This is a genomic window from Priestia sp. BR_2 (genome assembly GCF_041954005.1).
GTDB lineage: Bacteria > Bacillota > Bacilli > Paenibacillales > Paenibacillaceae > Paenibacillus_AQ > Paenibacillus_AQ lautus_A.
Genome location: NZ_JAVFHM010000139.1, coordinates 164375 through 190806, shown reverse-complemented (window position 1 = coordinate 190806; position 26432 = coordinate 164375). Strand labels below are relative to the sequence as shown.

Sequence of the window (26432 nt, the reverse complement as noted above, 5' to 3'; positions counted from 1 at the left end):
CCTTTTTTTGCCATTCTATCGTAAAATAAAAAGCAACAACATTTTGGGGCCATGGCGGAAGGAGGCAGGCAAGTGAACATATCCGGCATCGTTTTTTTTCTGGCGATTGTGGTCGGCACGTTAATGATTACGTATTATGCCGCCAGGCGGACAACGAGCACGAACGATTTCTATGCCGCAGGCAACCGTCTCAGCGGGCTGCAGAACGGCCTAGCCATTTCCGGCGACTATATGAGCGCGGCGTCCTTCCTTGGCATCGCGGGCTCCATTGCGGTGTACGGCTTCGACGGCTTTTTCTATTCGATCGGCTTTCTTGCCTCCTATGTGATCGTGCAGTACATCATAGCCGAGCCCCTTCATAACCTGGGCAGGTATACGATGGCGGATGCGGTGGCGGTCCGGTTCGGCGAGAAACGGCTGCGCGGATGCATCGCCGTCAATAACATGATGATCACCGTCTTCTATATGATCGCCCAGCTCGTCGGCGCCGGGTGGCTCGTCCATTTGCTGTTCGGGCTGGAGACGTCGCTCGCCATCGTGCTGGTCGGCGGCTTAATGACCGTCTACGTCACGTTTGGCGGCATGCTCGCGACTTCCTGGGTGCAGATCGTCAAATCCATTTTGCTGGTGAGCAGCACCTTTATCGTGAGCCTCATCGTGCTGGCAAGGTTCGATTGGGATCTGCTCGGTTTATTCGAATCCATGAAGAGGGCGACCCCATTACAGGAGCGTTTTCTGATGGCGGGCAACATGTTTGACCACCCGCTGGACATGCTGTCGTTTAATATGGCGCTGGTGTTAGGGACAGCGGGACTGCCGCATATTATTGCGCGCTTTTACACGGTTAGGGACCCGCGTACGGTCCGTGCTTCGGTCAGAACGGCGACGTTTACGATCGGCGTCTTTTACGCCATGACGATTTTTCTTGGCTTTGGAGCGGCTGCCTTCGTAGATTGGTCCATATTGTCCGACCGGGTGGAGCTGGCGGCCCCGCTGCTCGCAAGCGAGCTGGGCGGCGAATTCTTAATGGCCTTTGTATCCGCCGTTGCCTTCGCAACGATACTGGCCGTGATCTCCGGGCTTGTGCTCACGGCCTCCTCGGCGTTTGCCCATGACGTCTACAGCAGCATCTTCCGCAGCGGACGGGCGACCGAGGCGCAGCAGATGAGGGTGGCCAAGCTTTCGGCCATCGTCGTTGGCGCGGCTTCGATCGTGCTTGCGCTCGGGGCACAGACGCTGAACGTGGCGTTCCTCGTGTCGTTTGCTTTCGCGGTTGCCGCCTCGGCTAACCTGCCGGTGCTGCTGTTCACGCTATTTTGGCGGAAATTTAATACGCAAGGCGCCATATCGAGCATTACGGCCGGCCTCTCGTCTTCTTTGCTGCTCATGGCTGTCGGGCCCAATGTAATGGACCCAGTGGCAGGCTGGATTCGGGCGGAAGCGATCTTCCCGCTTAAGCATCCGGGCATCGTCTCCATTCCGATCGGGTTCGCCGGCGGCATCGTCGGCACCCTGCTATCGCGTAAACGGGGTTCGAGCGGCCATTTCGAGCATATGCAGGCCGTTGCCCATGTCGCGCCGGGTGAAAACCGTTCCCGCGAATTGGGATAACTGCTAATTACATATGAATTTTAGTTTGGGCCACAATCGTTTCCCTGTACCGTTCATTGTGCATGTGCACAATAAATACCGTTATGGCGTCAATAGGATTGAACGCGACATTCCGGTTATACTGTATCCTGTAAGCGCAATCATAGTTTCATAAGGCATGATTACATCATTGTTCACAAGCTTTATTGCTTAAGGAGGCATTCACAACATGGATGGGACAGTTATACATTGGGGCGGAGCCGTTGCCGGACTGATTATCGCCATTGTCTTGATTTTTAGAAAGGTGAACCCGGTCTATGCCTTGTTTGGAGGCGCTGTCATTGGAGGCCTGCTGGGCGGAGCTACCATTGATCTTTTAAGAGATCGTACTGTGGAGTGAAATATATAAGGATAGGCAGGGGATAACCATGAAGCAGGATTATGTTATTGTACTCGCGCCCGATTCATTTAAAGAGAGCATGACCGCAAAGGAAGTCTGCGAAGCGATGGAACGCGGCATCAAGAAGGGAAACCCGAATGTGACGTGTATCCATGTGCCCATGGCTGACGGCGGTGAAGGTACGATGCAATCCCTTGTGGATGCTACGGGCGGTACGGTCCATACCGTCACCGTGACGGGTCCGTTGGGCGATCAGGTGGAGGCATCCTACGGCATTTCAGGCGATGGCAGCACCGGGGTACTGGAAATGGCCGGCGCCAGCGGAATTCATCTGGTCCCGATCGCACAGCGGAATCCGCTGGTGACCACCACCTACGGGACGGGCGAGCTGATCAAGGCTTGCCTTGACCACGGCGTAAGCCGGCTGCTGATCGGGATCGGCGGCAGCGCGACGAATGACGGCGGTGCCGGGGTGGTTCAGGCGCTCGGCGGCAAGCTGCTGGATGCGGAAGGGAAGGAGCTTGCTTTTGGCGGAGGGGAGCTGGGTCGTCTTGCGCGCTTGGACTTAAGCGGCTTTGATCCGCGGCTTCAGGATGTCGAGGTCGAAGTGGCCTGCGACGTGACCAACCCGCTCTGCGGCGAAACGGGAGCCTCTCATGTATTCGGACCGCAGAAGGGCGCTACGCCGGAGATGATCGAGCAGCTGGACAGAAATCTCCGGCATTACGCCGGGGTAATGAAGCAGCAGCTGGGCAAGGATATCATAGACTATCCAGGCGCCGGCGCGGCCGGTGGTCTTGGCGGCGGGCTGATGGTCTTCCTGAACGGGACGCTGAAGAAAGGGATCGATATGGTCGTTGACTATACGGGACTTGAAGAGAAAGTGCGCCAGGCGGATATGGTATGGACCGGCGAAGGCGGGATGGACTTCCAGACGCAGTATGGCAAAACTCCGCTCGGTGTCGCGAGAGTGGCGAAGAAGCATGGCAAGCCTGTCGTTGCTCTGGCCGGCCGGGTTGGTGACGGGATCGATGTGCTGTATGATCAAGGGATGGACGCGATTTTCGGCATCATGCCGGGTGCTGCCACGCTGTCGGAGGCGCTGGCGAACGGCGTGCAGAACGTGGAGAGAACATCCGAGAATATCGTCCGTCTCATGGTTTCTTTGAACAAGTAATCATACCCTTCTTAAAGAGGATGCAAGGGAGCTGACCTGCCGGGGGCGGCTTCTTTTTTCTCTGCGGGCGGGATATGGATCGGCAGCCGGATGTGCACACTAGGAAAAGATTTTTTTCCTATGGAGTCTACAATGTCATCATATTGGTAACACATGACAGGCATGTTAGGAGGGGCATCATGCATGAAACTATCACGACCTTTGGCGGAAAATATCGCAAGAGAAATGATGCGCGTCATTCCTTACAACATTAACGTGATGGATGAGAACGGAATCATTATGGGCAGCGGGGACCCCGCTCGGATCGGCACGCTGCACACAGGTGCACAGAAAGCCATACAAACCGGACGGATCTATGAGGTTTATGAAGCCGGCGGCGGCATGAAGCCCGGTGTGAACGAACCCATTGTGGTGGATGATGAGGTGATCGGCGTTGTTGGCATTACAGGTCATCCGGATGAGGTGAGACCGCTCAGCAATTTGCTCCAGGTGACCGTTGTGTTATTGATCGAGCAGGAACGTCAGAACAAGGCGATGTTAAACCAACGTCAAAACCGGGAGAAGTTCTATCATGAGCTATCCTATCGCAAGGTTCCTTATGATGAGCCTTTTATGGAGCGTGCTGAAGCCTATGGGCTTGACCTGACGCGCAAATGCCGGGTGCTGTTAGTGCAGAGCTCGATGGGCGAGAAGGCGTTCCGCCATTTGCAGCAAGCGTACCCCCAAAGCTGGAACTTGGAGAATGACAAAACCGTATTTTTCATGACGGATGTCTTAAGATTCGGGAGTCTTCTGGACAGGCTGATCGACCTGGACGAAGTCCTTCGCATGGGGATCGGGGAGCAGGAGGAGCTCGCTTCTACCTCGCTGGAGCAGGCGGTATCCGCCCTGGAGCTGGGAGTGAACATCGATCCCCATCGCAAGGTGAATTTTTATAAGGATTTAAGGTTTCTGATCGGACTGTCCCATACTTCGGATGATGCTCATGCCTCGCTGTATCCGTTGCTGGAGCAGGGCGGAGACAAGCTGGATCTGATAGAGACGCTTCAGGTCTACATTGCCGAGAACGGTGATCATAACAGCACGGTCAAAAGACTCAACATTCACCGGAACACCTTGAACTACCGCTTAAACCGGATCAAGCAGCTGACTGGCAAAAATCCGCGCCATGTGCTGGAGCTGTTTGAATTGCTGTGCGGGTTGATGTGGAGAAGGTGATGGCCGCTCAAGCATGGGCGGCTTTTATCTCCATAATCTTTGGTGGATGATTACCACCCCGCATTCTTCGTTCTTCACGTTCAAAAGGGCAGTTCCAAGCGTCGATAGACCTTGGGCTGCCCCTTCTGTTTATTTAATGCCAAGCCGCATGCGGTAGCTGAGCATCACGGGAAGCGTCCGCCCCTGGAAATGCTCCTCGACCAGCGCATGGAACTGCGCGATGTTGTCGTTCAATTCGTTTGGTTTCAGCTTGAATACGGTCTGGATGCCGCCTTGGCTGACGGCAAGGCCGGTATACCGGGCGGCGGTGAACGGCTCCATATGGTGGAACACGATCTCTTTGGAGAACCGGAACAGTCCGCTTTCCCGGATATGCTTCAGATGCTCGTTCTTATTTCCTTTATAGGCCTGCTCCTGAGGCTCCACATGGTCGTCGATGATGGCCTCTGCCCGTTCAATCAGCCCATGGTAGGCTTGCTCCACCTTCCAGGTCAGGCTCGGCGGCCAATCGCAATCATATACCGCGAATATCCCTTCGTCACGCAGAACGCGGGAAACCTCCTTCAATGTGCTGGCCGGGTCCATCCAGTGAAAGGATTGGGAACAGGTGATGATGTCGGCGGACTGATCCTTCAGCGCCAATTGGTTGGAATAGCCGGAGACGAACTTGATGTCGGCGATATCCGTGCCGCTGCTGCGTGCTTCCTGTTCCAGCGTTTGCAATTTGGCGACGGCTTTGCCGCGCATATCATCATTCGGCTCAACCCCGATGACTTGATCCGCCGCGTCTTTCCATGCAAAGGAGGAAAGCCCCGTTCCGCATCCCAAGTCGACGACGACAGAGGGCTTGCGTTCCAAATAGCCTGTCAGCAGGGCGACAACCTCCTGGGGGGCTTCGGGGCGATGCTGGTCGTAGGTATCCTCAAAGCCGGTAAAACGATCCACGTTGCTGGCACGGTTTCCCTCGGGAACAAAATCCTTGCTCCACACTTCGGTCATATCCTTGGTCATCGTTACTCATCTCCTTATCCGGGTACATGAATCAGGCATTAGGCATTAGGCATAACAAAAGGTGCTTTCTTGGCTTGCGCAATTATGGACGAAGGCTCCAATCGCCGTTTTCTGCCGCTGTAATGCCATCATATCATAGGAAAGGAACTTATTAACAGACGGGCTTGACCCGGGTAGTGCCGATACGGGTACAATAGAGGAATCGAATGAGGAAGAGGGATGAACATGAAGACACCAACAGCAACGAAGGGGATCTTCTTCGATGTGGACGATACATTGTATGACCATCTGGCGCCTTTTCGCGAGGCCGTGCAGGAGATTGCCAATCCCGATGAGGCGTTTCCTTATGAAGCCGCCTACCACCGGATGCGCTATTACAGCGACAAGCTGTCCGTCGAGCTGGGAGGAGCCGGAACGGCAGTTTACGGGGATGCGGTCGAGGATATGCGCAGACGCCGGTTTCAGTTAGCGTTGGCCGAATTCGGCGTGCGACTGACTCTTGAGGAGGCCGAAGCGGTACAGCAGACGTATCTGGACCTGCAGTATAACATCACGATGTTTGAGGGCGCCCGGGAGCTTCTGGTGAAACTGGCGGATGCCGGGCATGTCGTAGGCTTGATTACCAATGGACCGGCCGAACATCAGATGAACAAAATCGCGGCGATGAAGCTGGGCGGCCTGATACCGGAGGATCGGCTATTCGTATCCGGTGCCGTCGGCTGGGACAAGCCCGATCCGCGGATCTTCCACCATGTGAACAGGCAGACCGGGACGAAGCCGGAGAACTCTTATTACGTCGGGGACTCATGGCGCAATGACGTGGTCGGAGCCCTGGCTGCGGGCTGGCATGTAATTTGGTTCAATCACCGGAGCGTCGGGCCGGAATCGGAGCATCGGCCGCAGCATACCGTTGCGAGTTACGAAGAGCTCGAGCGGCTGCTGGAAGAGATTATCGGATAACAAAATGGGCGGACCCCCTGATCCGCTGCCCAAGCGGGCTGCTGCCGCATTGTTCGAAAGGCTATGGTCAGGCTCTTTAAACGAAGGGCTTGGCTTTTTTTGTCCTATATTCAACCGAATGGTTGACTTTATGTAATTCGCCCATTATAGTTAACCATATGGTTGAACAAAATAATGAAGAACAACTGGATCACATCTTCCATGCTCTGGCTGACCCGACCCGAAGAGAGATGGTGCGCATGATCGCATCGCAGGAACGGACGGTATCTGAGCTGGCTGAACCGTTTGACATGTCGCTTGCGGCAGCCTCCAAGCATATCAAGGTACTGGAGCGCTCCGGCCTGCTCGAACGGTCCATCCATGGACGGACGCATACCTGTCGTCTGAATCCGAACGTCATGTCAAGAGCGATGGAATGGCTGCAATTCTACGAACGATTCTGGAATCGGCAATTTGATGCGCTTGAACGCGAGCTGAACAAAGCGAAGAGGGAGGAGCACTAGAAGAATCCTTAGGAATACCGCTGAACATCCTGGACAACGATGAGTAACGTAGGGAAATAGACGCATTACCACTTTTGATAAGAGAAGGATGATTAACATTGGATAACGCCTCCACTACCACGCTGATCATGAAACGCCAATTTGAGGCAGCGCCGGAAAGAGTATTTGATGCCTGGTTAAATCCCGACATGATGAGGAAATGGTTGTTTACGATGGAAACAACGAACAAAATCGCCCGCAACGATCCGCGCGTGGGCGGAAGCTGGGAGATTGTTGACGTGAGGGAAGGCAAGGAGTACCGGGCCATTGGAGAGTATCTGGTCATAGACCGGCCGCGCAAGCTGGTGCTCACCTTCAAGATGCCCCAGTTCAGCGACACCGTGGACCGCATTACGGTGGAGTTCAAAGCCGTAGACGCGGGATGCGAAATGACGTTCTCCCAGGAGATCGTTGTCCCTCATGAGGAAGACTGGACCGCAGAGGATATTGAAAAAGCGCTGACCGAATACCATGACCAAACCGAGCATGGCTGGGGTTATATGTTTGAGGGGCTGAAGCAGCTGTTAGAGACAGGAACGATAAACTACCCATCTTAAACCGATGAATAAGGGAGCGTGTGTTATCGATGAAGAGTGTGACCCCGTTTTTAATGTTTCAGGGCAACGCGGAAGAAGCTATGAACCATTACATTTCCATTATTGAGGATTCCGAAATCATCAGCATTACCCGTTATGGACCCAATCAGCCGGGAGCCGAGGGAAGCGTCATGCATGCGGCCTTTTCGTTGAAGGGACAAACGTTCATGTGCATCGACAGCAACGTGAAGCATGAGTTTACGTTCACGCCTTCCTTCTCCATCTATCTGACTTGCGAGTCCGAAGCCGAGATCGAGAAGGTATACGGTGCTTTGATCGATGGCGGAGGTGCGATGATGCCGCTGGATAACTATGGATTCAGCCAAAAGTTCGGCTGGATCGCGGACAAGTTCGGCGTATCCTGGCAGCTTAATCTGCCAAGCGAAGCGTAGCCTTGAGCAGTTGATTAATCTAGGGACGGGCCCGGAAGGGGCCTGTCCCTTTTTGCGCTGCGCTGCAAGGAAGGCATTGCGCAGCTTGATGCTCTCGATCAAGAGCCGTCTGTCCCTCACCGCATGCCCGACGGAAGAATATAGCAATGCGCAGCCGCAAATCCCATGCCGCTGCTTATGCTGCTTATTCCGTGTACTGCTTTCGGAATTGCAGCGGCGACAGGCCGAAACGGGCGGAGAAGCGGCGGGAGAAATAGGGCGGGTATTGAAATCCCACATGCTCCGCGATCCGGGCCATGGACCACTGGGTAGTCAGTAGCAGCCGCTTCGCCTGGTCCAGGCGGTACTGCAGCAGGTATTCCGTTGGCGTCAAGCCGTGCGAGGCCTTCATGCAGCGCGTCAGGTAATTGTAGTGGAAATGCAGGTCAGACGATAAACGTGCGTTGCTGATGGGCTCGCGGTAATGCATTTTGATATAGGATTCCACCTGCTCCGCGACTTTGCGCACCCGCGATTGCTCCTGATCGGACCGCGACGGATCCAGCAGCTCCAGCAGCTCGATAAATAGGGTCTGTTCGCGCCAAAACGCCGTAGATCTCGGCTCCGTAGCCTGAAGGTGCAAGGAATCGAACAGCTGATAGGCTTGCTCCGGATAAGGGATATGGCCTTGCCTGGGCAGCTTGATATTGTGTGAGATCGACGCATGATCGGTTGTGCTCGTTGCCGCCGATTGAAAATGCAGCCAATAAAAGGAGGTTTCCTCCCGGCACTCTTGCACAGCGTAGTGGTGCGCGTCCGGCATCAATACGGCCATATCCCCGGCACGTAGTGCCCACTGCAGGTTCTCCTCGCCCAGAAACAAGCAGCCGCGTTGAACGAGGATGAGGTCGAAGACGCCAAGGTTTCTCCGGTTCGGATGCGATTCGCCCGGCATGTAGTGCGTTTTACCGGATTCAAGGAAGTAGGGCAGCGGCAGAGAGGTGAAGGAAAGCACGCTTTGTTCCGACATGGTAACACCTCCAAGGAAGTGTGAAATCGTATAAGAAATTAGGTCGATTCTGTTATCGTTTTCATCCTATCATAGATCGTAGAATGGGAAGTGTCGAGGCTTTATCCTATTCGAACCCCAAAAGGAGTGTATATCCGAGATGATGACTCTTACTACGCGTTCAGCTGCCGTGCCTCTTAAGCAAGTGAAACTGACCGACCCTTACTGGTCGAATTACATAGAACTGGTAAGGGAAGTGGTGATTCCCTACCAATACGAGGCCCTCCATGATCGAATTCCGGGCATTGAGCCGAGCCATGGCGTATCCAATTTTCGCATCGCTGCCGGCAGGGACGAGGGTGAATACGGGGGCATGGTGTTTCAGGACAGCGATGTCGCCAAATGGCTTGAGGCTGCGGCTTATTCGCTGGCCACTCATCGGGATCCGAAGCTGGAAGAACAGGTGGATGAGCTAATTGATCTGGTTGCCGACGCCCAGCAGCCGGATGGCTATCTGAATACGTATTTTACGGTGAAGGAGCCGGAGAAACGCTGGACCAATCTGACGGACTGTCATGAGTTGTACTGCGCCGGTCATATGATTGAAGCCGGAGTTGCTCACTACAGGGCGACGGGAAAGCGGAAGCTACTGGATGTGGTATGCCGCTTGGCGGATCATATCGATAGCGTTTTTGGACCCGAAGATGGGAAAATCCATGGGTTTGACGGCCATCAGGAGATTGAGCTGGCCCTGGTGAAATTGTATGAGGTGACTCAAGAGCCGAGATATTTGAGCCTGAGCCAATATTTCATCGATGAGCGCGGGACGGAACCCCACTTCTTCCTTCAGGAGTGGGAACAGCGCGGGAAGAAATCCTTCTATCGCTCGGTGCTGCACGCCCCGCATTTGGCTTATCATCAGAGCCATCTGCCCGTTAGGGAGCAGAAGGAGGCCGTCGGGCACTCGGTCCGGGCCGTATATATGTACACGGCGATGGCGGATCTGGCCGCCAGAACGAAGGACCCGGCTCTGCTTGAGGCTTGCGATGCCTTGTGGCGGAACATGGTCCATAAACAGATGTACATTACCGGAGGGATCGGCTCCACTCATCACGGCGAGGCGTTTACGACGGATTACGATCTGCCGAATGATACCGTGTATTCCGAGACCTGTGCATCCATCGGCTTGATCTTTTTTGCCCAACGTATGCTCCAGCTGGCACCTAAATCCGAGTATGCGGACGTGATGGAGCGCGCGCTGTTTAACACGGTCATTGGCAGCATGGCTCAGGACGGGCGGCATTTCTTCTATGTAAACCCGCTTGAGGTATGGCCTGCGGCCTGCCGCCATAATCCGGGCAAGGCTCATGTGAAGCCGGTTCGGCCGGGATGGTTCGCCTGCGCCTGCTGCCCGCCGAACGTGGCAAGGCTGCTGTCATCGCTGGGCGAATACGTGTATACGATGAATGGCGATACGCTGTATGCCCATCTGTACATCGGCGGCGAGGCGGAGGTGCGATTCGGGGACGTGCCTGTGAAGGTAATGCAGAACAGCGCGCTGCCTTGGGACGGGGACGTTACGTTTACGCTTCAGCCTGAGCAGGCTGTCGAGTGGACGGTGGCCCTTCGCATTCCGGATTGGTCGCGCGGCAAAGCCGGCTTGCGCGTGAACGGGCAAGAAATGAACGTAGAGGATATTACTCAAGACGGCTATGCCTGCGTGAAGAGAGTATGGGCGCCGGGAGACACCGTGGAGTTGGCATTCTCCATGGAGATCCATCAGGTCAGAGCCAATCCGAATATACGGGGGAATGCCGGCAAGGCCGCGATTCAGCGCGGGCCGCTCGTATACTGCCTGGAAAGCGTCGATCATGGAGTGCCTGTATCCTCGCTATCGCTTGCGGGCGATCCGAAGCTTCGTTCGCGATTTGATCCGAATCTTCTCGGCGGAGCGGTTGTCATTGAAGGAGCCGGGTGGCTTGAAGAGTCTGACGATTGGGGCGATGAGCAGCTGTATCGTTCTTCTCCCAAAAAGATGCTTCCCGCATCATTAAAGGCTATTCCCTATTATTTATGGGGCAACCGCGGCGAGAATGAAATGGCCGTCTGGGTGCGGGAGCAGCCGCGCACGGTATAAAGATCGTACAGACGGCCTATCCGGATAGAGATTGGAAACACAGCCGGAAAATGCTGCGTACCATAACCATGACGATGCCAAGCATCATAACATAAAGGGCTTGCCCAAGGTCGATGGACCTCGGGCAAGCCCTTTTTTAGGTGACAAGCAAACGGAGAATGGATCCTGTCCTGCATCGGTTTACAACAACTTCTTGATATCCTCTTCCATCTTCTCCGGAGTGTCCGTCGGTGCAAAGCGCTTGATCACCTTGCCGCTGCGGTCCACCAGAAATTTGGTGAAGTTCCATTTGATCGCCTTGATGCCCAGTGCGCCGGGGGCTTCGCTGGTCAGATATTTGTAAAGCGGATGAGCGTTCGTGCCGTTCACATCGATCTTGGAAAACAGCGGGAAGGTGACGCCGTGATTAAGCTTGCAGGCCTCTTCGATCGCGGCATCCTCCTCCAGCTCTTGATTCATGAATTGGCTGCTGGGGAAGCCGAGAACGGCCAATCCCTGGTCGCGGTAGGTTTGGTGCAGCTTCTCCAGACCGTCGAATTGAGGGGCAAAGCCGCATTTGGTCGCCGTATTGACGATCAGCATGACGTCGCCTTTATAAGATTCCAGCGTTTGGGATTCGCCGCGTATCGTTTTTACTTCATATTCATAGATCGACATCGCCGTAGAAACCTCCTCCAGTGAGATGTATTAAGTTCAGAGTATATCCTTTTACGGCGGATTGCAATTTGATAGGGCGACATCCAGGGTTTATGCGAGCGGGTACATGGATATATGAATTTCAATACCTGATGCGGAAATATCAAAAGTAAAATTTTGTATTTTCATCTGGACTTATTTAGGAGATGTATGATAGTAGTAGAATAAGTGCTTAATCGAATGAACCAAGAGGGGTACTACTGAAATCATGTGTGGGAGGACGGTATGAGATTAAAAACGCAAATGCTCAAAACGACGGTGACCAGCCTGCTGGCTTTTATGTTCATCGTCCTCATCGTCCTGGTTCCAAGGGATCTGAATCTGTCGCTGGACAGCAATTTATGGGTGACAAATTATTCCTTTGATCTGGGTGAGTATGTGACGCATATCCGGGATTATTTTGCAGCGGCGATTCAGAACGGTACGCTGGGGGAATCGCGATATAACGGCCAGTCTTCGGAAGCGGCCGCTTTCGGAGCCGTCGGCAAAAGCCTGCTCGTTATTGTATCCGCTTTATTCATAGGATTCGTGTTCGGCATTCTGAAGGGAGTCCTGGACTACAAATTGTCCAAGACCAAATTTAGCGCGCTGGGGCACTGGACGACATGGCTGTTCCAGTCCATTCCGGATTTTTTCCTGATGCTGATCGCCCAGTGGGTGCTTATTAAGCATGTTCCGGCTATCCGTTATTTTGCGGTTGATGGTTGGGAGGCCTTCGTGCTGCCTTCGCTGCTTGTCTCGATTTACCCGATTTTCTTCATTGCCCGAATCACGTCGGCCTCGCTGCTCGCACAGGAAGGCAAGATGTACATACTGCTGGCTAAAGCCAAAGGTCTGAGCGACCGGAAGGTTGTCTACAAACATATGCTGCGCAACGGCATCGCGACCATCCTGACCCATCTTCCGGGCCTGCTTGTCTTCATCTTATCCAACCTGCTCGTGGTGGAATATTACCGCAACTATCCAGGGGCGGCGTGGAGATTGTTTCTGGCACTGGATTACAATACGTTCAGCGGCACCGGCGGCAATTATGAACCGGGTGTCATTATTTATATCGCATTTTCCTTTATGGTGCTGTTCATGATCGTCCAATGGATCAGTCATTCGGCACGCAAGTACTTTGATCCACGATAAAGATACGAGGTGAGTCGTCTTGAAGAACTTCCCTTTATGGATAGGCAGTATTTTGCTTGCTTTCTTTGTTTTCGTTATGCTGGCGGGGCCTTACATGCCCTTCATTGATAAGGATTTAAAGAAGGAACCCTCCAGATGGGTCATGAAGGACGGGAAGCAGAAGCTGACCCTTCCGCCCTATAAGCCTTCCTCGAAGAATTGGCTTGGATCGGACAAGCGAGGGGTCGATAACCTGAGCAAGCTGGTTGTGACCGCCAAGGATACGATCCTGCTGGTGCTCGCGATTACGGCTGTCCGATATGCGATCGGGGTGCCCCTGGGATTGATTGCCCGCAAGAAAAAGGGGTTCACCCACCGGTTCATCACCTTTTGGAACCAGTTGTGCTCCTATTTGCCGCCGGTCTTCGCATCCGCGCTGCTGCTTGCGCTTCCGTTCTTTCTCTTCTCCCAGCAGCGGATGGGCTGGGCCATTCTGATTCTGGCTAGCGTCGAAGCCGGGCGGGTGGCCATCACGATTCAGCAGCAGGCCCACAAGATGGCAAGCGAGCCTTATATGGAGGCCGGAACCGCGTTAGGTCTTCGCACGAGGACGCTGACGAAAAATTACTATATTCCGGTTATGTTCCCCGAAGTGATCGTCAACTTCTGTTTGGATATGGGAAAGGTCATGCTCCTGCTCGGCCAGCTTGCGATCGTGAACATCTTCCTTGGTCATGAATGGAAGGAAGTTAATTATTACGTCATGGAATTCGTGGAGACGGGTTATAACTGGGCGACCATTCTGTCCAAGCATCGGGCAGACATCTGGCTTGGGAAGTTCCAATTCGTGGTCTATCCGGCGTTTGCCATGATGCTGCTGATCATCACGTTCAACCTGTTAGGCGAGGGTTTGCGCCGCCGTTTTCAGGTTAAGGGCTGATTGAGGGGCTCTGGCTGTTAACGCAAAAAAACCGGAAGAATGAAAGCTTATGCAGGTGCTTCCCATAAGGAGGCAAGCTTCTGCCGAAGCCGATTTCTTCCGGTCTTTTTATGTCCATGCCGAATGCGGTTTGTCACGCTTCTACGGGGATATCCGGGTGAGCCCAGACGGACACGCTGCCGCCGTTCACCGGGAACAGGCCGAAGCCGTCCTCGCCGATCGTTACGCGATCCTTCCGGGTGCGGGTCAGATCCACCCATACCTCTCCGGCGCGATGCTCGCCGACAAACATTCGCTTATCCCCGGCTTCGCCGTTGGCGATGACCACCGCGCAGCCGGAACATTCGATTTCCGGAATGCCGCGGCGGACCCAGCCTATCGTATTCGGGTGGTCAAAATAATCATCCTGCTCGCCGTACGCCCGATTCGCCCGGGCATACAACAGCGGATCAATCGCTTCCCGTTTGCCGGGAATGGGGTTCTCGCCGCCGATTCCGTAATAATCGCCGTAGAAGACCGAAGGATAACCGTCCTTCCGCAGCAGGATCAGCGCATAAGCGCTCTGCTTGAACCAATCCTCGACCCAGGATTCCAGCGATTCCTGCGGCTGCGAGTCGTGATTGTCCACAAACGTGACGGCATTCATCGGATGCGATTGCACGAGCGTATCGTCGAAAATCGTCCGCAGATCGAAGGAGCGGCCGGCTTTCGAAGCCGCTTGGAGTTTATAGTGAAGAGACACGTCGAACAGATCGATTTTATAATCCACCGTATCCAGGAAATTCCGGCAGTCCTGAAGCTCGGGGTTCCAGAACTCCCCCACGATGTAAAAATCATCGCCGCGCTTTTTTTTCATGGCTGCCGCAAATTCTTTGATGAAGTCATGATTGATGTGCTTGATCGCATCCAGCCGGAATCCGCTGCATTGCAGCGTATCCACGAGCCATTTTCCCCATGCAATCATTTCCTTGCGCACATCCGGATGGCTGTAATCAATGTTGGCAAACATCAGGTAGTCGTAATTGCCGAATTCATTGTCCACCTTGTCGCTCCACGATTTATTCTCGCCGACGATGCGGTAAATGCCGGAACGTTTGTTGATTTCGTCGTAATCGGTCCCGTTGAAATGAGTGAAGTTCCATTGGAAGGCAGAGTATTGGTCCCCCCGGCCGGGGAACGTGAATTTGGTCCATCCCTCGATCTCGAACGGCTTCGATATATCCTTGGTCCGATCCATCTCGTCGACCTGTACCACCCGGAAACGCTCGGTCTCATCGGCGCCAGCCTTATGGTTCATCACCAGATCCACATAAACCGCGATCCCGTTCTTCTGGCAGGCCGCGATGGCATCGGTCAATTCCTGCTTGGTTCCGTACTTCGTGCGAACCGTTCCCTTCTGATCGAATTCTCCCAGATCATACAGGTCGTAAACGCCGTAACCATTGTCCTCGGCGGACGATGCCTTTGTCACCGGAGGAATCCAAACCGCGTCGATCCCTGCCTTGCTCAGCTCCGGCGCTGCGTTCTTGAGCCGGTTCCAGTGGGAGCCGTCGGCTGCCACATGCCATTCGAAGAATTGCATAATCGTATGATTTCGCTGCATACTTCCATCTCCTCTATCCTGATCGCTCTGCATGATGACTGCATACTAAGCTCAAATACCCAAGAAAGCGGGGGAGCTAAACCGTCCCCCCGGATCGGACACCCCCGCCCTTTTAGTTTTACCCTAAAATGGAAAGAAAAAGACGGGGCTGGCCATGCTGCAAAAACCGGAGTCGGTCTGAATCCAAAGCTCGGAGGATGGAAAGGGATTGGAGGCATTCACCGCCAAAAAGCCATCCCCCGCGAGCAGGGAATGGCTTTTCGTTTCGTGCACTGGGCCGTCACCTGATTGCTTATGCCATGGCATAAGTCAGCAGGATCAGCAGCACGGTGGTGATGGCCATGGCCAGCAGCGGCCGCCAGGCGCCGCGTATGTCCTTCAAGTGGACATTCAGGCCAAGTCCCACCATCGCCATGGCAAGGATGAAGGAGGCTGCCTGGGATATCGTATCCTTGATCGGCAGGGGAATGATCGGTTGTCCGGTAAATTCCCAGCTTCCCAGCAAGCTCGCTGCGATGAAGCCAAGCAGGAACCAGGGAAACTCCATCCGCGTTTGGCTCTGCAAACGTCCGGTCCGCTTCATCCAGACCATTAGCACGATGCTGAGCGGCACGAGCAGAAATACGCGGCCAAGCTTGGCAAGCAGGCTGATCGCAAGAGCGTCTTCGCCTGCCGGAGCGGCTGCGAGTGCCACATGGGCGATCTCATGAAGACTTACGCCCGACCAGATGCCGTATTGGGTATCCGATAAGGGAAGCAGCGGCTGGACGAGGGTATAACCGATCGCGACGATGGTTCCGAGAAAGGCAATAAGCCCTGCTCCAAGCGCGGTATCCTTTTCCTTGGCTTTCACGATCGGGGACACGGCGGCGATGGCCGCCGCGCCGCATACGCCTGTTCCGATCCCGAGCAGAAGGGACAGGGACATATCGGCCTTCAGCCATTTGGCAATCATTAGTGTAAGCCCGATCGCAAACACGACGCTGATGACATCTCTCAGCATTAAACCCAAGCCTTGCTGGAATACGACGCCGATATTCAGCTTTAAGCCATATAGAATGATCGCTAGGCGCAGCAGACGCTTGGCCGTGAATTGGATCCCGATGCGCAGTCTCTCCGGGTAACCGCGGAGCTGCCGGTATACAGCGGCGATCAGAATTGCCCAGGCAAGCTGGCCAAGATAGCCAAGGCCCGGCACGCTGGCTAATCCGTAACCGATAAGGGCGATGACAAAGGTAAAGGCTACGCCGCCAGCAGTGGCGGGCAGCGAATGCTGCGTCCATCGAACCAGACGATGGACATGCTCTTGAGATTTGGAATATGCGGGTTCAGCCATAAGACATAACCTCCGATTCGTTCGGTTGGTCTGAACCCATCGTATCCCATTGCTTAGAATAAGAAAAATAAATCATTATGATGATCATCATAAGTAATTTATTATGGTAATATAACGCATAACCAAATATGGATCTGGAACGAAGGGGGCTAAAAGCGTGGATCAAGCACTGGAAGTATTCGTAGCCGTCGTAGACAAGGGGAATTTTACCCGCGCGGCCGAGGAACTGCTTATGACACAGCCGGCGGTAAGCCAGTATATCCAAGCGTTGGAGCGTTCCGTTGGCACCAAGCTGCTGGAGAGAACCAATAAATACGTCCGGCTTACGAAAGCGGGAGAGATCGTATACCATCATGCGAAGGACATTTTGGGCCTGTACACCCGCATGAACGCCCTTGTGGACGATTTGATGCATCGGGCAAGCGGCCATCTGTCCATCGGCTCCAGCTATACCTTCGGGGAGTACATGCTGCCGCATTTGATCGCTTATATGAGGGAGCGTTATCCCTTGATCCGCCCGTCGATTACGATCGGGAACACCAAGGAGGTGGCGGAGATGATATTGCGACATGAGGCGGATATCGGGATCGTCGAGGGCGACTATCAGGATGAGAAGCTGCATATCGAGGCTTTCGCGGAGGATGAAATGGTGGTGATGGTCCCCCGTGACGGGCGGTACGACCATCTGCAGGAGGTGCCGCTGTCCCAGCTGGCGGATGAGACCTGGATTGTCAGGGAAGCCGGTTCGGGCACCCGCGAGGCAACGGAGCGGATGTTCTCCCGGTATCATGTTCATCCTAAGCATATCGTGGAGTTCGGAAGCACCCAGTTGATCAAGGAATCCGTGGAGGCAGGCCTTGGCGTTACGCTGTTGTCGAGGTGGGCGGTGCGCAAGGAGATTCGACTCGGAACGCTGCATATGCTGGTACCGGATGGCAAGCCGGTGGCGCGCCAGTTCTCATGGATTACGCAGAAGACGCCTTATCACACCAAGGCCGTTGAGATCTTTCTGGAGCTTCTGCGTCAACAGCGTGGATTTCCTAAGGAAGTGTAGGGGAAGAAGGCGATTTCGAATCGAGTATCAAGGACATCCCGCTTAGGGATGTTTTTTTGTCCGGTCATGATTATAAATGCAATTGTTGGTTAAAAATAGTTACCAGAATCTATTGTATAAACCATATAAGAAATGACATGAAAAAAAGGGCGTAAGGAGGGTTAAACGATGAGAACATTTAATACCATCGCATTGCTGTTATTGATTATCGGAGGCATCAACTGGCTGCTCGTGGGTCTGTTTCAATACGACCTGGTCGCTGCATTGTTTGGTGGGCAGAGCTCTGTAGGCTCCCGCATCATCTATACGATTGTCGGACTGTGTGCACTGTACTCGATCCGCTTCTTCGGTGACGTTACGAATGACGACCGTTCAACAGCTAAGTAGGTTATATTTAGTGACATAAACATAACGCGAACGACAAGAAATGCCCGGGTTTGCATAAGCTGAAAAGCCGGTCCCTATTGGGGACCGGCTTTTTTTAATGTCCAAAACTTTGAAACTGTCCGTGTGGCGGCATGCTTATGTGAGGTGAAAATTCAACATATGCAGTATGAATTTCCCAGTATAAATAAGGGTTTTCGTGCTCTATAGTTATAGATAAAAACGACATATTTACGGGATCCGGAAGGAACCCATAGAATGAAGCCAAGTCATTGCAGCGCAAGAAGATGAAGTCAACTGCATGTTATATAAAATAACGTTCAGCTCGTCTATCATCAACTTTTCTAAGACATGATGAAGGGAGTGAATCTGCTGCAGCTCGTGCTAGCTCAGCCCCGCTAAGAGCGCAATGCTTTGTACAAGGCATCCACCAGGCTGTGCGTAGCATCGCAGCTGTATTCCCAGAACATGATGCCGGCCAGCCCCTGCTCCTGTATGTATTTGCATTTATGGGTCAGGGATTCGGCGTCATCGTATGTGATGAAGCTGCTGCCGTCGAATAAATAAGGCGCTTTGGCTTCGTCGTCCCAGTACCTCTTATAGGAAGGATTGCTAAAATACTCGGCAGCGAGCTGGGTATAGGTCGGGCCGTAACCTCCGGGGGAAGGAGCGACCTGGAGGTATCCGTTGTTCACGTCCGGCACATCGTTCCACTTCCTGGAGTAGAATGCGGCCCCGATCACGATTTTTTCGCGCGGCACACCAGCTAGGGTAAACAGACGGACCGATGCGTCGACGCTGATTCGGAACAGATCGCCGGTGGAGGTGTACAGGTTGGTGTGGTGGCCCGTCAGCGTCTGGAATCCACCGCGCATGTCGTACGTCATCAGCTGAATGAAGTCGAGATAAGGGTGGATGTCATTGATTTCGGTGCCGTCGATATAATATTGATCGGCTCCGGCCGCGATGGTCAACAGGTAGTGTGTCTCGCCCCGCCCGTACTGATCCAGCGTTTCCCGGAGCTCCTTCAGCAGCAGCGTAAAGTTTTCCTTGTCGTTTGGCGATGCCGCCGTTCCGGCGATCGAGTAGCATGGATACTCCCAGTCCAGGTCAATGCCGTCAAAGGGAAACTCTTGCAGCAGCTTGATCGCCGATTCGCACATGCTTTGTCTACCTTCCGACGTGGCTGCCGCTCTCGAGAATCCGTCGGAGCCCCAGCCGCCAACGGACAACAGTATGGTTAATTCGGGATTGACGGCTTTCAAGCGTTGGATCTCGTGAATGGTGTTCGTGTCGGTATACGTAATCTTGTCTTCTTGGATATGGGCAAAAGCGATGTTCAAGTGAGTGAGCCGCCGGGCATCTTCGGCCGTGATCTCGGATAAGACTTTGTGCCCTGCGTAGCCGGCTAAAATCCAGGATGATGGCTGCATGCATAATACCTCGTTTCTTTTAGAATATGTCAGTTTTGCTTTTACGGTTTATTTTTCCAACTTACGGTCAGATATGACATCTGTCAAGGATCATCCCGTTAGCGAGGATGACAATTTACCGTAGGGTAAGGGGTCAAAAACCACATGTTTTCCTGCCCGAAAAATGACAATACAAGACTGGGAAGGACGTGAAAAGCCCGTCATACCAATGGATGGCGCTGTTATAACCGGACAATTGAAAATGACATATTTACGGATGATGCCGCGATCCATACACTTGGGATGTAAGCGTTAACAATTCTGAAGCGGGCAAAGCCGCACGCTAAGGATGTGTGGTCAGGAAGGCTCTTTCTTTTACATTGAACAGGGGTGCTTTTCCGAAAAAAAATGGCCGGATTTTCATTAGAAAAGGAGGGGGCAACCTATGCAGCAAGATGGTCAATCCGCCCTGACGCAAAGCTTATCGGTGAACACGATGCCGAATCGTAAGAAAAATACATTATGGAGGAGGATGATTCGAAACTGGGAGCTGTATTTGTTTATCGCTCCGGCATTTCTGTATTTTGTCATTTTCCATTATGGCCCGATGTACGGGATCCAAATTGCCTTCAAAAACTTCATCCCGACGTTGGGAATAACGGGAAGCCCGTGGGTCGGATTCGACCATTTCGAACGCTTCTTTAACTCTTATTACTTCTGGGACTTGCTCTGGAATACCTTGAGCATCAGCTTGTATGAGCTGGCGATCGGCTTTCCGCTTCCCATCATTCTGGCGCTAGCCTTCAATGAAGTGAAGGATTCATTCTTCAAGCGTACGGTACAGACCGTCACGTATGCGCCGCATTTTATATCGGTTGTCGTTATGTCCGGCATGATCATTACCTTCTTGTCCCCTTCGTCGGGCATGATCGTTAATTTTGTGGAAATGCTCGGTTTCCAGCCGCCGCAATTCTTGACGGACCCTGCCTGGTTTAAGACCGTGTACGTGCTGTCCGGCGTGTGGCAGAGTGCGGGCTGGGGCACCATCATCTATCTGGCCGCATTGTCGGGCGTCGATCCGCAGCTGCACGAGGCAGCCGTCGTGGATGGTGCGAGCCGGTTCAAGCGCATTCTGCACATCAATATTCCGGCGATCGTACCTACGATCACGATCCTGTTGATTCTGAATATGGGCAGCATTTTAGGGGTTGGATTCGAAAAAATCCTGCTGCTGCAAAACCCGCTGAACATGAGTTCTTCCGATGTCATCTCGACCTTCGTCTACCGGTCCGGTCTGGTCGATGCCCAGTACAGCTTCTCCACGGCCGTCGGATTGTTCAACTCGGTAATTAATGCGATACTGCTGATCGCGGTGAACCAAATTGCACGCCGCACCAGCGAAAACAGCCTGTGGTAGAAGGGGGAATAACATATGCCATCCACGGTAAGGGAAAGCAAGGGGGATAAATTATTCCTGCTATGCAACTACATCTATTTGACGATTGCACTGATCATCGTACTGTACCCGCTGCTGTACATTGTCAGCGCTTCTATCAGTGATCCGAAGTACGTAAGCTCAGGTGAAATGTGGCTGATTCCGAAAGGGATAACTTTTGATGGATATGCCAGGGTGTTTGAGAATGCCAACATTTGGATTGGCTATAAGAACACGATTATTTATACAGTGATAGGTACGATCGTGAATTTGATTGTCACGCTGCCTGCAGCCTATGCGCTCAGTCGCTCAGATTTTGTGGGCAGAGGATTCTTTATGGCGGTGTTCCTGGTTACGATGTTTTTCGGCGGGGGACTGATTCCGAGTTACCTGCTCGTGAAAGATCTTGGCATGGTCAACAGCATGTGGGCTCTTATACTGCCGGGAGCTGCGTCCATATGGAATATCATTGTGTCCCGGACGTTCTTCCAATCGACCATTCCGAAGGAGCTTCAGGAAGCGGCCCATATCGACGGCTGTACGAACTTCCGGTTATTCGTCAAAATCGTATTGCCGCTCTCGATGCCGATTATTGCCGTCATGGCGCTTTTCTACGGCGTCGGACATTGGAATAGTTACTTCAGCGCCATGATTTATCTGAACGATGCGGCGAAGTATCCGCTGCAGCTCTTCCTGCGTCAAATCCTGGTGCTTCAGGAGATGGCGGCTCAGGGCGGCGGAGCGATTGACGCCTCATCCGCTGCAGCGATGAATTCCAAAGCGGAAATTGCCGCACTGGTCAAATATGCGGTCATTATCGTTGCGACACTTCCGGTTATTGCTGTTTACCCGTTTCTTCAACGTTATTTTGTGCAGGGTGTTATGATTGGTTCCGTTAAGGGCTGATCTTAAACCATACAATCCACACCAAAAAAGGGGAGTTGTTGTCATGAAAAAGCTTCGCAAGGCATCATCTATTTTACTCTGCCTCACCCTCTCAGCAACAATGCTTGCAGCCTGTGGTTCACCTAAAGGAGATGGCGCTGCTACAGCACCGTCCGGGACAGCCAGCACGGAAGGGGTAAAGAAGGAAGGTTTCCCGATTGTGGATGAGCCGATCACGCTGACGGTCATGTCACAGGATGCCGGTGTAGCCGATTGGAATACGATGCCCGTACTACAAGAGATGGAGAAATTGTCAGGCATCAAGCTGGAATATCAGCTTTCTCCGATTGACAGCTTTGAAACAAAGAAAAATCTGGTGTTTGCGAGCGGCGATTTGCCCGATATGTTCTATGCGGCGGATCTGAAGCCGGCTGAGCAGGTAACTTACGGCAGCCAGGGCATCCTCATTCCGCTGGAGAAGTACATTGACGAGGGTTATGCACCGAACATCAAAAAGATTTTTGACGAGAACCCTGATGTCCGCAAATCTTTCACAACCCCGGACGGACATATTTACGCCCTGCCGTTCGTCGACAAGGCTGCCGTATGGTACAGAGGCCCGATGTGGTACAACGGCAAGTTCCTAAAAGCGCTAAACGTGTCCGAACCTAAGACTACTGAGGAATTATATACATTCTTGAAACGCGTCAAGGAAGAAGATCCTAACGGAAACGGAAAGAAAGACGAGATTCCGCTGACTTCCGTCAAGCTGGATGACCTGCGTATGTACTTCTTCGGCTTCTGGGGCATGTACAACGAAGGCATCTATTCCGACAAGGATGGGAAAGTACACTACCCTTATCAGGAAGAAGGCTACAAAGGCTATCTGACGTTCATGAACCGTCTGTGGAAGGAAGAACTGCTGGATCATGAGACCTTCTCGCAAACAGGCGATCAGAAAAAGGCCAAGGGAGAAAACAATCAGCTGGCTCTGTTTAACGACTACCATGCGTACTTCACGCTCGGCGGCGAGCCTAGCAGCGAGCATCCGCTCATGACGCCGGTGAAGAGTGAAATCGCCGACTCTCCGGTATACGGCATGCATCCTGGCATGTCGGCAAGAGGCACATTCGCCATTTCGAGCAGCAACCCGGCTCCGGAAGCGACCATGCGCTGGATCGATTACCTGTACAGCTATGAAGGCGCTACGCTGTTTAACCAAGGACCGGAAGGCACCCTGTGGAAATTCAAGGATGAAGCTAACCGCGTGAAAGAATGGCTCCCAGTGCCGGGCGGCGGCGATCGTGAGGAGTATCGCGGCAAAATCACGCCGAACTACGGCATTCTGACGCCTGGCGTCAATGATCCGGATGTTGCGAAAGGTCTTCGCACCGAATTCGATGAGTGGATCGACCAGCAGAACCAAGAAAAGCTTGTGCCGATCGGTAAATCGCCGTTCCCTAACGTCTACTTGACGAATGAAGAGCAGAGCGAGGCAACTGCGCTGTTGTCCGATTTGGAAACGTACGTGAAACAGATGGAAGCCAAATTCGTAACAGGCCAAGAGCCGCTTGAGAATTGGGATAAATATGTCGCACAAGTCAAGAAAATGGGCAGCGACCGTCTCGTCGAGCTTTACCAAGGCGCTTATGATCGCTGGAACGCTGAGCAATAATCAGATGCATAGTTGAAAAACAAAGAGCCAACGTATCCCGGTCGCTTCTTGACCGGGGGTTGGCTATTGTTTTTAAAGGGCAGGCGAAGCCCGTTCTAATGATCTTCAAAGATACCGTTATCACAAATGAAATATGGAGGTACACCATGTCGGAGAACAAGCTGGTAGAGGAAGAGCAAGCGGTAGTGGAGCAGGGCGTACATAATTTCAGCAGCGAGGACAAGTGGGTCAAGCCGGAGGATCCGCTGCTCCTGGAGCGCCTGGAATGGTTCAAGGACCAGAAGCTGGGCCTGATGATGCATTGGGGGCCGTATTCCCAGCTCGGCCTGGTCGAATCGTGGGCGCTGAGCGATAAGGACGCGGACTGGTCGCGCGACGGCATTGATTGGGATATCGATGCGGAGGAGCTTAAGCGGCAGTATTTCGATCTGAACAAGACGTTCAACCCGCTTCGGTTTCAGCCTGATCTGTGGGCTGATCTGGCAGCGGAGAACGGCTTCAAATATTTGAATTTTACGACCAAGCATCATGACGGGTTCTGCATGTGGGATACGCATACGACCGACTACCGCGTCACGGGGCCGGACTGTCCGTTCCATACGCATAAATACGCCGATATTACGAAGGAGCTGTTTGATGCCTTCCGTGCCAAGGGGCTCGGCATTTCCGCCTATTTCTCCAAGGCCGATTGGCATACGCCGTACTACTGGGCGCCGGGAATGGAAGCGGGGAGCTTTACGTCACGCGGACCCAGCTACGATCCGAAGAAATATCCGTGGCTGTGGGAACAGTTCGTTCAGTTTACCCATGAGCAGATCATGGAACTGATGACCCGTTACGGCCGCATTGATGTGCTGTGGCTCGATGCAGGCTGGGTGAACGATTACCGGGACCAGAATATCCGATTGGGCGAAGCGGTGGAGAAAGCGCGCAAAATCCAGCCTTGGCTCCTCTCGGCGGACCGGACGGTCGGCGGGCCTTACGAGAATCTGATCACGCCGGAGCAGACCCTCCCTGAACGTGCTCTTCACGTGCCTTGGGAAAGCTGCATCACGATGGGAACCTCCTTCTCTTTCCGTTACGAAGATCGTTACAAATCGGTTCGTCAGCTCATCCATCTGCTGGTCGAGATCGTGGCCAAAGGCGGCAATCTCGCGCTGAACATAGGCCCGCAGCCGGACGGAAGACTGTCCGAGACGGCCATTTCAAGAATGAAGGGCATGGGCGCGTGGCTGAAGGTCTACGGAGAGGCCATCTATGGAACGCGTGTCTGCGAGCCGTATTCCTCCGGCGCGGTCCAATTTACCCAAAAAGACGATACGACCTATGCCATTTATCTGTATCGTAATGAGCAAGAAGCCGTCCCTGAGGAGCTGTTCATTCCGATTCAGACGGCGTTCGGCCGAGTTGATCTGGTCGGGGGTCAGGAGGCACTGGATTATCGCCGCACGGACGATGGTGTCGCGGTCCGTCTTCCGGATCAGGAGCGTCAGGGAACGGCGCCGATCGCGCATGTACTGCGGTTTCGGTAAGAGGCGGACTGCATAAACGATTTCTCTCACGTATAACGACTTCAAGAAGAGGTGTGGACAGATATGCAGAAATGGTTCGAAGAAGCCAAGCTGGGGATCTTCATTCACTACGGCATCTATGCCGTGGACGGGGTCTCGGAATCCTGGTCCTTCTATAACGGGAGGATCACGTACGACGAGTACATGAAGCAGCTGGACGGTTTTACGGCATCGAAATTCAATGCGGAGAAATGGGCGGACTTGATCGAGAAATCCGGCGCCCGTTATGCCGTGCTGACAACGAAGCACCATGACGGCGTCGCCCTGTGGGATACGCAGTACAGCGATCTCAACGTGGTCAAGCGGACGCCGGCCAATCGGGACATCGTGCGGGAGTATGCGGAAGCGATCAGGGAGAAGGGGATTCACCTGGGCATGTATTTCTCCCTGATCGACTGGTCGCATCCGGATTATCCGAGCGTGTTCGAAGGAGGCAGGGTGCCGGAGGATCTCAGCGGCGTCAACCCGCACACCAGTCCCGTGGACGGCGTTCAGGATCAGGAGAAGTGGCAGAAATTCCTGGAGTTCAACAACAATCAGCTGCGGGAAATCCTGACGAATTACGGGAAGGTGGATCTGCTGTGGTTCGACGGCGATTGGGAACGCAGCGCCGAGCAGTGGAATCTGCCGGAGTTCAAGCATTATCTGCAATCCTTCAATCCGGATATCATCATCAACTCGCGGCTTCAGGGCCACGGCGATTATAAAACGCCGGAACAGGGCATTCCGATCACGAGACCGGAGGGACCGTGGGAATTCTGCACCACGATCAACACCTCATGGGGCTACGTGCCGACAGACCATAAATACAAATCATTAAACCAGATCATTCGGATGTTCTGCGACTGCATCTCCATGGGCGGCAATATGCTCTTGGATATCGGTCCCCGCGAGGACGGCACCATCGATCCAAGGCAGGAGGACATTCTGCTTGGGCTGGGAGCTTGGATCCGAACTCATGAGGAGGCCGTATTCGGAACGGGCGAAGGCATTATGACCCGCTATTATCTGGGAGGAAGCACGATCTCCGAGGATCGAAAGACATTGTATTTATTTGTCTATGATGACCCGAAGGAGAATGTGTGCATCAAGGGACTGTGCAATCCGATCAAGAAAATTACCGTGCTGCATTCGGGCAAAGAGCTTGAACATGAAATCCATGGAGGCGTGCCTTGGTTCAACATCCCGGGGACGACGTGGATCAAAATGACGCCGGAAGATACGCATGAGCAGGTGACGGTCCTTAAGCTGGAGTTTGACGAAGAGCTGGAGATGTACGGCGGCTCGGGAGCCGTCGTCACCCATAACTAACCATAT

At 53.4% G+C, this 26432-nt stretch carries 25 protein-coding genes; 18 read left to right on the top strand and 7 right to left on the bottom strand.

Translation table 11 applies throughout. The features are described from left to right. The first annotated feature begins 72 nt into the window (after window positions 1–72). The 4 genes from RB298_RS06005 (at window position 73) to RB298_RS05990 (ending at window position 4385) form a co-directional block, all read left to right on the top strand. The gene (locus RB298_RS06005) at window positions 73–1611 is read left to right on the top strand and encodes a solute symporter family protein (RefSeq protein ID WP_096775749.1); all 1539 of its coding nucleotides are present in this window, start codon (window positions 73–75) and stop codon (window positions 1609–1611) included. Between the two features lie 208 nt (window positions 1612–1819). After that, on the top strand, window positions 1820–1990 hold the full coding sequence (locus RB298_RS06000) for a hypothetical protein (protein ID WP_267132923.1): 171 nt from the start codon (window positions 1820–1822) through the stop codon (window positions 1988–1990). 28 nt (window positions 1991–2018) lie between these two features. After that, window positions 2019–3167, top strand: a complete 1149-nt coding sequence (locus tag RB298_RS05995) for a glycerate kinase family protein (protein WP_486046330.1) — start codon at window positions 2019–2021, stop codon at window positions 3165–3167. Between the two features lie 183 nt (window positions 3168–3350). After that, window positions 3351–4385: a CdaR family transcriptional regulator gene (locus RB298_RS05990; RefSeq protein WP_096775751.1), complete on the top strand. Its 1035-nt coding sequence runs from the start codon at window positions 3351–3353 to the stop codon at window positions 4383–4385. Window positions 4386–4514: 129 nt separating this feature from the next. On the opposite strand, the gene RB298_RS05985 is transcribed toward RB298_RS05990, so the two are convergent. Beyond that, a complete protein-coding gene (locus tag RB298_RS05985; RefSeq protein WP_096775752.1) occupies window positions 4515–5396 on the bottom strand; it encodes a class I SAM-dependent methyltransferase in 882 nt (293 codons plus the stop codon). Between the two features lie 219 nt (window positions 5397–5615). Between RB298_RS05985 and RB298_RS05980 the strand changes: the two genes are divergently transcribed. The 4 genes from RB298_RS05980 to RB298_RS05965 all read left to right on the top strand — a co-directional run bounded on the left by RB298_RS05980 (window position 5616) and on the right by RB298_RS05965 (window position 7886). After that, window positions 5616–6356, top strand: coding sequence for an HAD family hydrolase (locus RB298_RS05980; RefSeq protein WP_486046327.1), 741 nt, complete (start codon window positions 5616–5618; stop codon window positions 6354–6356). 158 nt (window positions 6357–6514) lie between these two features. Continuing rightward, a complete protein-coding gene (locus RB298_RS05975; protein WP_015737884.1) occupies window positions 6515–6859 on the top strand; it encodes an ArsR/SmtB family transcription factor in 345 nt (114 codons plus the stop codon). 98 nt (window positions 6860–6957) lie between these two features. Then, complete coding sequence (locus RB298_RS05970) at window positions 6958–7455, top strand: SRPBCC family protein (RefSeq protein WP_015737883.1); 498 nt, start codon at window positions 6958–6960, stop codon at window positions 7453–7455. 29 nt (window positions 7456–7484) lie between these two features. After that, entirely contained in the window at window positions 7485–7886 is a 402-nt protein-coding gene (locus RB298_RS05965; protein WP_009593028.1) for a VOC family protein, read from the top strand. A gap of 184 nt (window positions 7887–8070) precedes the next feature. Here the strand turns inward: RB298_RS05965 and RB298_RS05960 are convergent, their stop codons facing one another. Further along, window positions 8071–8895 carry a helix-turn-helix transcriptional regulator gene (locus RB298_RS05960; protein WP_015737880.1) on the bottom strand — a complete coding sequence of 275 codons (825 nt, stop codon included), beginning with the start codon at window positions 8893–8895 and terminating at the stop codon, window positions 8071–8073. 139 nt (window positions 8896–9034) lie between these two features. On the opposite strand from RB298_RS05960, the gene RB298_RS05955 reads away from it, so the two are divergent. Beyond that, window positions 9035–11011 carry a glycoside hydrolase family 127 protein gene (locus tag RB298_RS05955; protein WP_486046324.1) on the top strand — a complete coding sequence of 659 codons (1977 nt, stop codon included), beginning with the start codon at window positions 9035–9037 and terminating at the stop codon, window positions 11009–11011. Between the two features lie 180 nt (window positions 11012–11191). Here the strand turns inward: RB298_RS05955 and RB298_RS05950 are convergent, their stop codons facing one another. Then, entirely contained in the window at window positions 11192–11668 is a 477-nt protein-coding gene (locus RB298_RS05950; protein ID WP_009592987.1) for a glutathione peroxidase, read from the bottom strand. A gap of 264 nt (window positions 11669–11932) precedes the next feature. Between RB298_RS05950 and RB298_RS05945 the strand changes: the two genes are divergently transcribed. Both RB298_RS05945 and RB298_RS05940 read left to right on the top strand, forming a co-directional pair. Further along, window positions 11933–12841: an ABC transporter permease subunit gene (locus RB298_RS05945; protein ID WP_486046321.1), complete on the top strand. Its 909-nt coding sequence runs from the start codon at window positions 11933–11935 to the stop codon at window positions 12839–12841. A 19-nt stretch (window positions 12842–12860) separates the two neighbouring features. Then, window positions 12861–13760 (top strand): ABC transporter permease subunit, encoded by a 900-nt coding sequence (locus RB298_RS05940; protein ID WP_192570316.1) that lies wholly within the window; start codon window positions 12861–12863, stop codon window positions 13758–13760. A 133-nt stretch (window positions 13761–13893) separates the two neighbouring features. Here RB298_RS05940 and RB298_RS05935 read toward each other — a convergent pair whose 3' ends face one another. The 3 genes from RB298_RS05935 to RB298_RS05925 all read right to left on the bottom strand — a co-directional run bounded on the left by RB298_RS05935 (window position 13894) and on the right by RB298_RS05925 (window position 16699). After that, window positions 13894–15363, bottom strand: coding sequence for an alpha-amylase (locus tag RB298_RS05935; protein ID WP_192570317.1), 1470 nt, complete (start codon window positions 15361–15363; stop codon window positions 13894–13896). 123 nt (window positions 15364–15486) lie between these two features. Then, on the bottom strand, window positions 15487–15636 hold the full coding sequence (locus RB298_RS05930; protein WP_486046319.1) for a hypothetical protein: 150 nt from the start codon (window positions 15634–15636) through the stop codon (window positions 15487–15489). 19 nt (window positions 15637–15655) lie between these two features. Then, window positions 15656–16699, bottom strand: a complete 1044-nt coding sequence (locus tag RB298_RS05925) for a YeiH family protein (RefSeq protein ID WP_486046317.1) — start codon at window positions 16697–16699, stop codon at window positions 15656–15658. Window positions 16700–16856: 157 nt separating this feature from the next. Here RB298_RS05925 and RB298_RS05920 point away from each other — a divergent pair, with 157 nt between their 5' ends. Next, window positions 16857–17753, top strand: coding sequence for a LysR family transcriptional regulator (locus RB298_RS05920; protein ID WP_096775759.1), 897 nt, complete (start codon window positions 16857–16859; stop codon window positions 17751–17753). Window positions 17754–17921: 168 nt separating this feature from the next. Further along, window positions 17922–18140: a DUF378 domain-containing protein gene (locus tag RB298_RS05915; protein WP_009593023.1), complete on the top strand. Its 219-nt coding sequence runs from the start codon at window positions 17922–17924 to the stop codon at window positions 18138–18140. Window positions 18141–18535: 395 nt separating this feature from the next. Here the strand turns inward: RB298_RS05915 and RB298_RS05910 are convergent, their stop codons facing one another. Next, the gene (locus tag RB298_RS05910) at window positions 18536–19570 is read right to left on the bottom strand and encodes a glycoside hydrolase family 18 protein (protein ID WP_486046314.1); all 1035 of its coding nucleotides are present in this window, start codon (window positions 19568–19570) and stop codon (window positions 18536–18538) included. A 424-nt stretch (window positions 19571–19994) separates the two neighbouring features. Between RB298_RS05910 and RB298_RS05905 the strand changes: the two genes are divergently transcribed. The 5 genes from RB298_RS05905 to RB298_RS05885 all read left to right on the top strand — a co-directional run bounded on the left by RB298_RS05905 (window position 19995) and on the right by RB298_RS05885 (window position 26426). Next, window positions 19995–20966: an ABC transporter permease gene (locus RB298_RS05905; protein WP_071218755.1), complete on the top strand. Its 972-nt coding sequence runs from the start codon at window positions 19995–19997 to the stop codon at window positions 20964–20966. Between the two features lie 15 nt (window positions 20967–20981). Then, on the top strand, window positions 20982–21890 hold the full coding sequence (locus RB298_RS05900) for a carbohydrate ABC transporter permease (RefSeq protein ID WP_096775761.1): 909 nt from the start codon (window positions 20982–20984) through the stop codon (window positions 21888–21890). Between the two features lie 43 nt (window positions 21891–21933). Further along, entirely contained in the window at window positions 21934–23544 is a 1611-nt protein-coding gene (locus RB298_RS05895) for an extracellular solute-binding protein (RefSeq protein WP_015737871.1), read from the top strand. Window positions 23545–23690: 146 nt separating this feature from the next. Continuing rightward, the gene (locus RB298_RS05890; RefSeq protein ID WP_096775762.1) at window positions 23691–25076 is read left to right on the top strand and encodes an alpha-L-fucosidase; all 1386 of its coding nucleotides are present in this window, start codon (window positions 23691–23693) and stop codon (window positions 25074–25076) included. A gap of 63 nt (window positions 25077–25139) precedes the next feature. Next, window positions 25140–26426 (top strand): alpha-L-fucosidase, encoded by a 1287-nt coding sequence (locus tag RB298_RS05885; protein ID WP_015737869.1) that lies wholly within the window; start codon window positions 25140–25142, stop codon window positions 26424–26426. Window positions 26427–26432 lie beyond the last annotated feature (6 nt).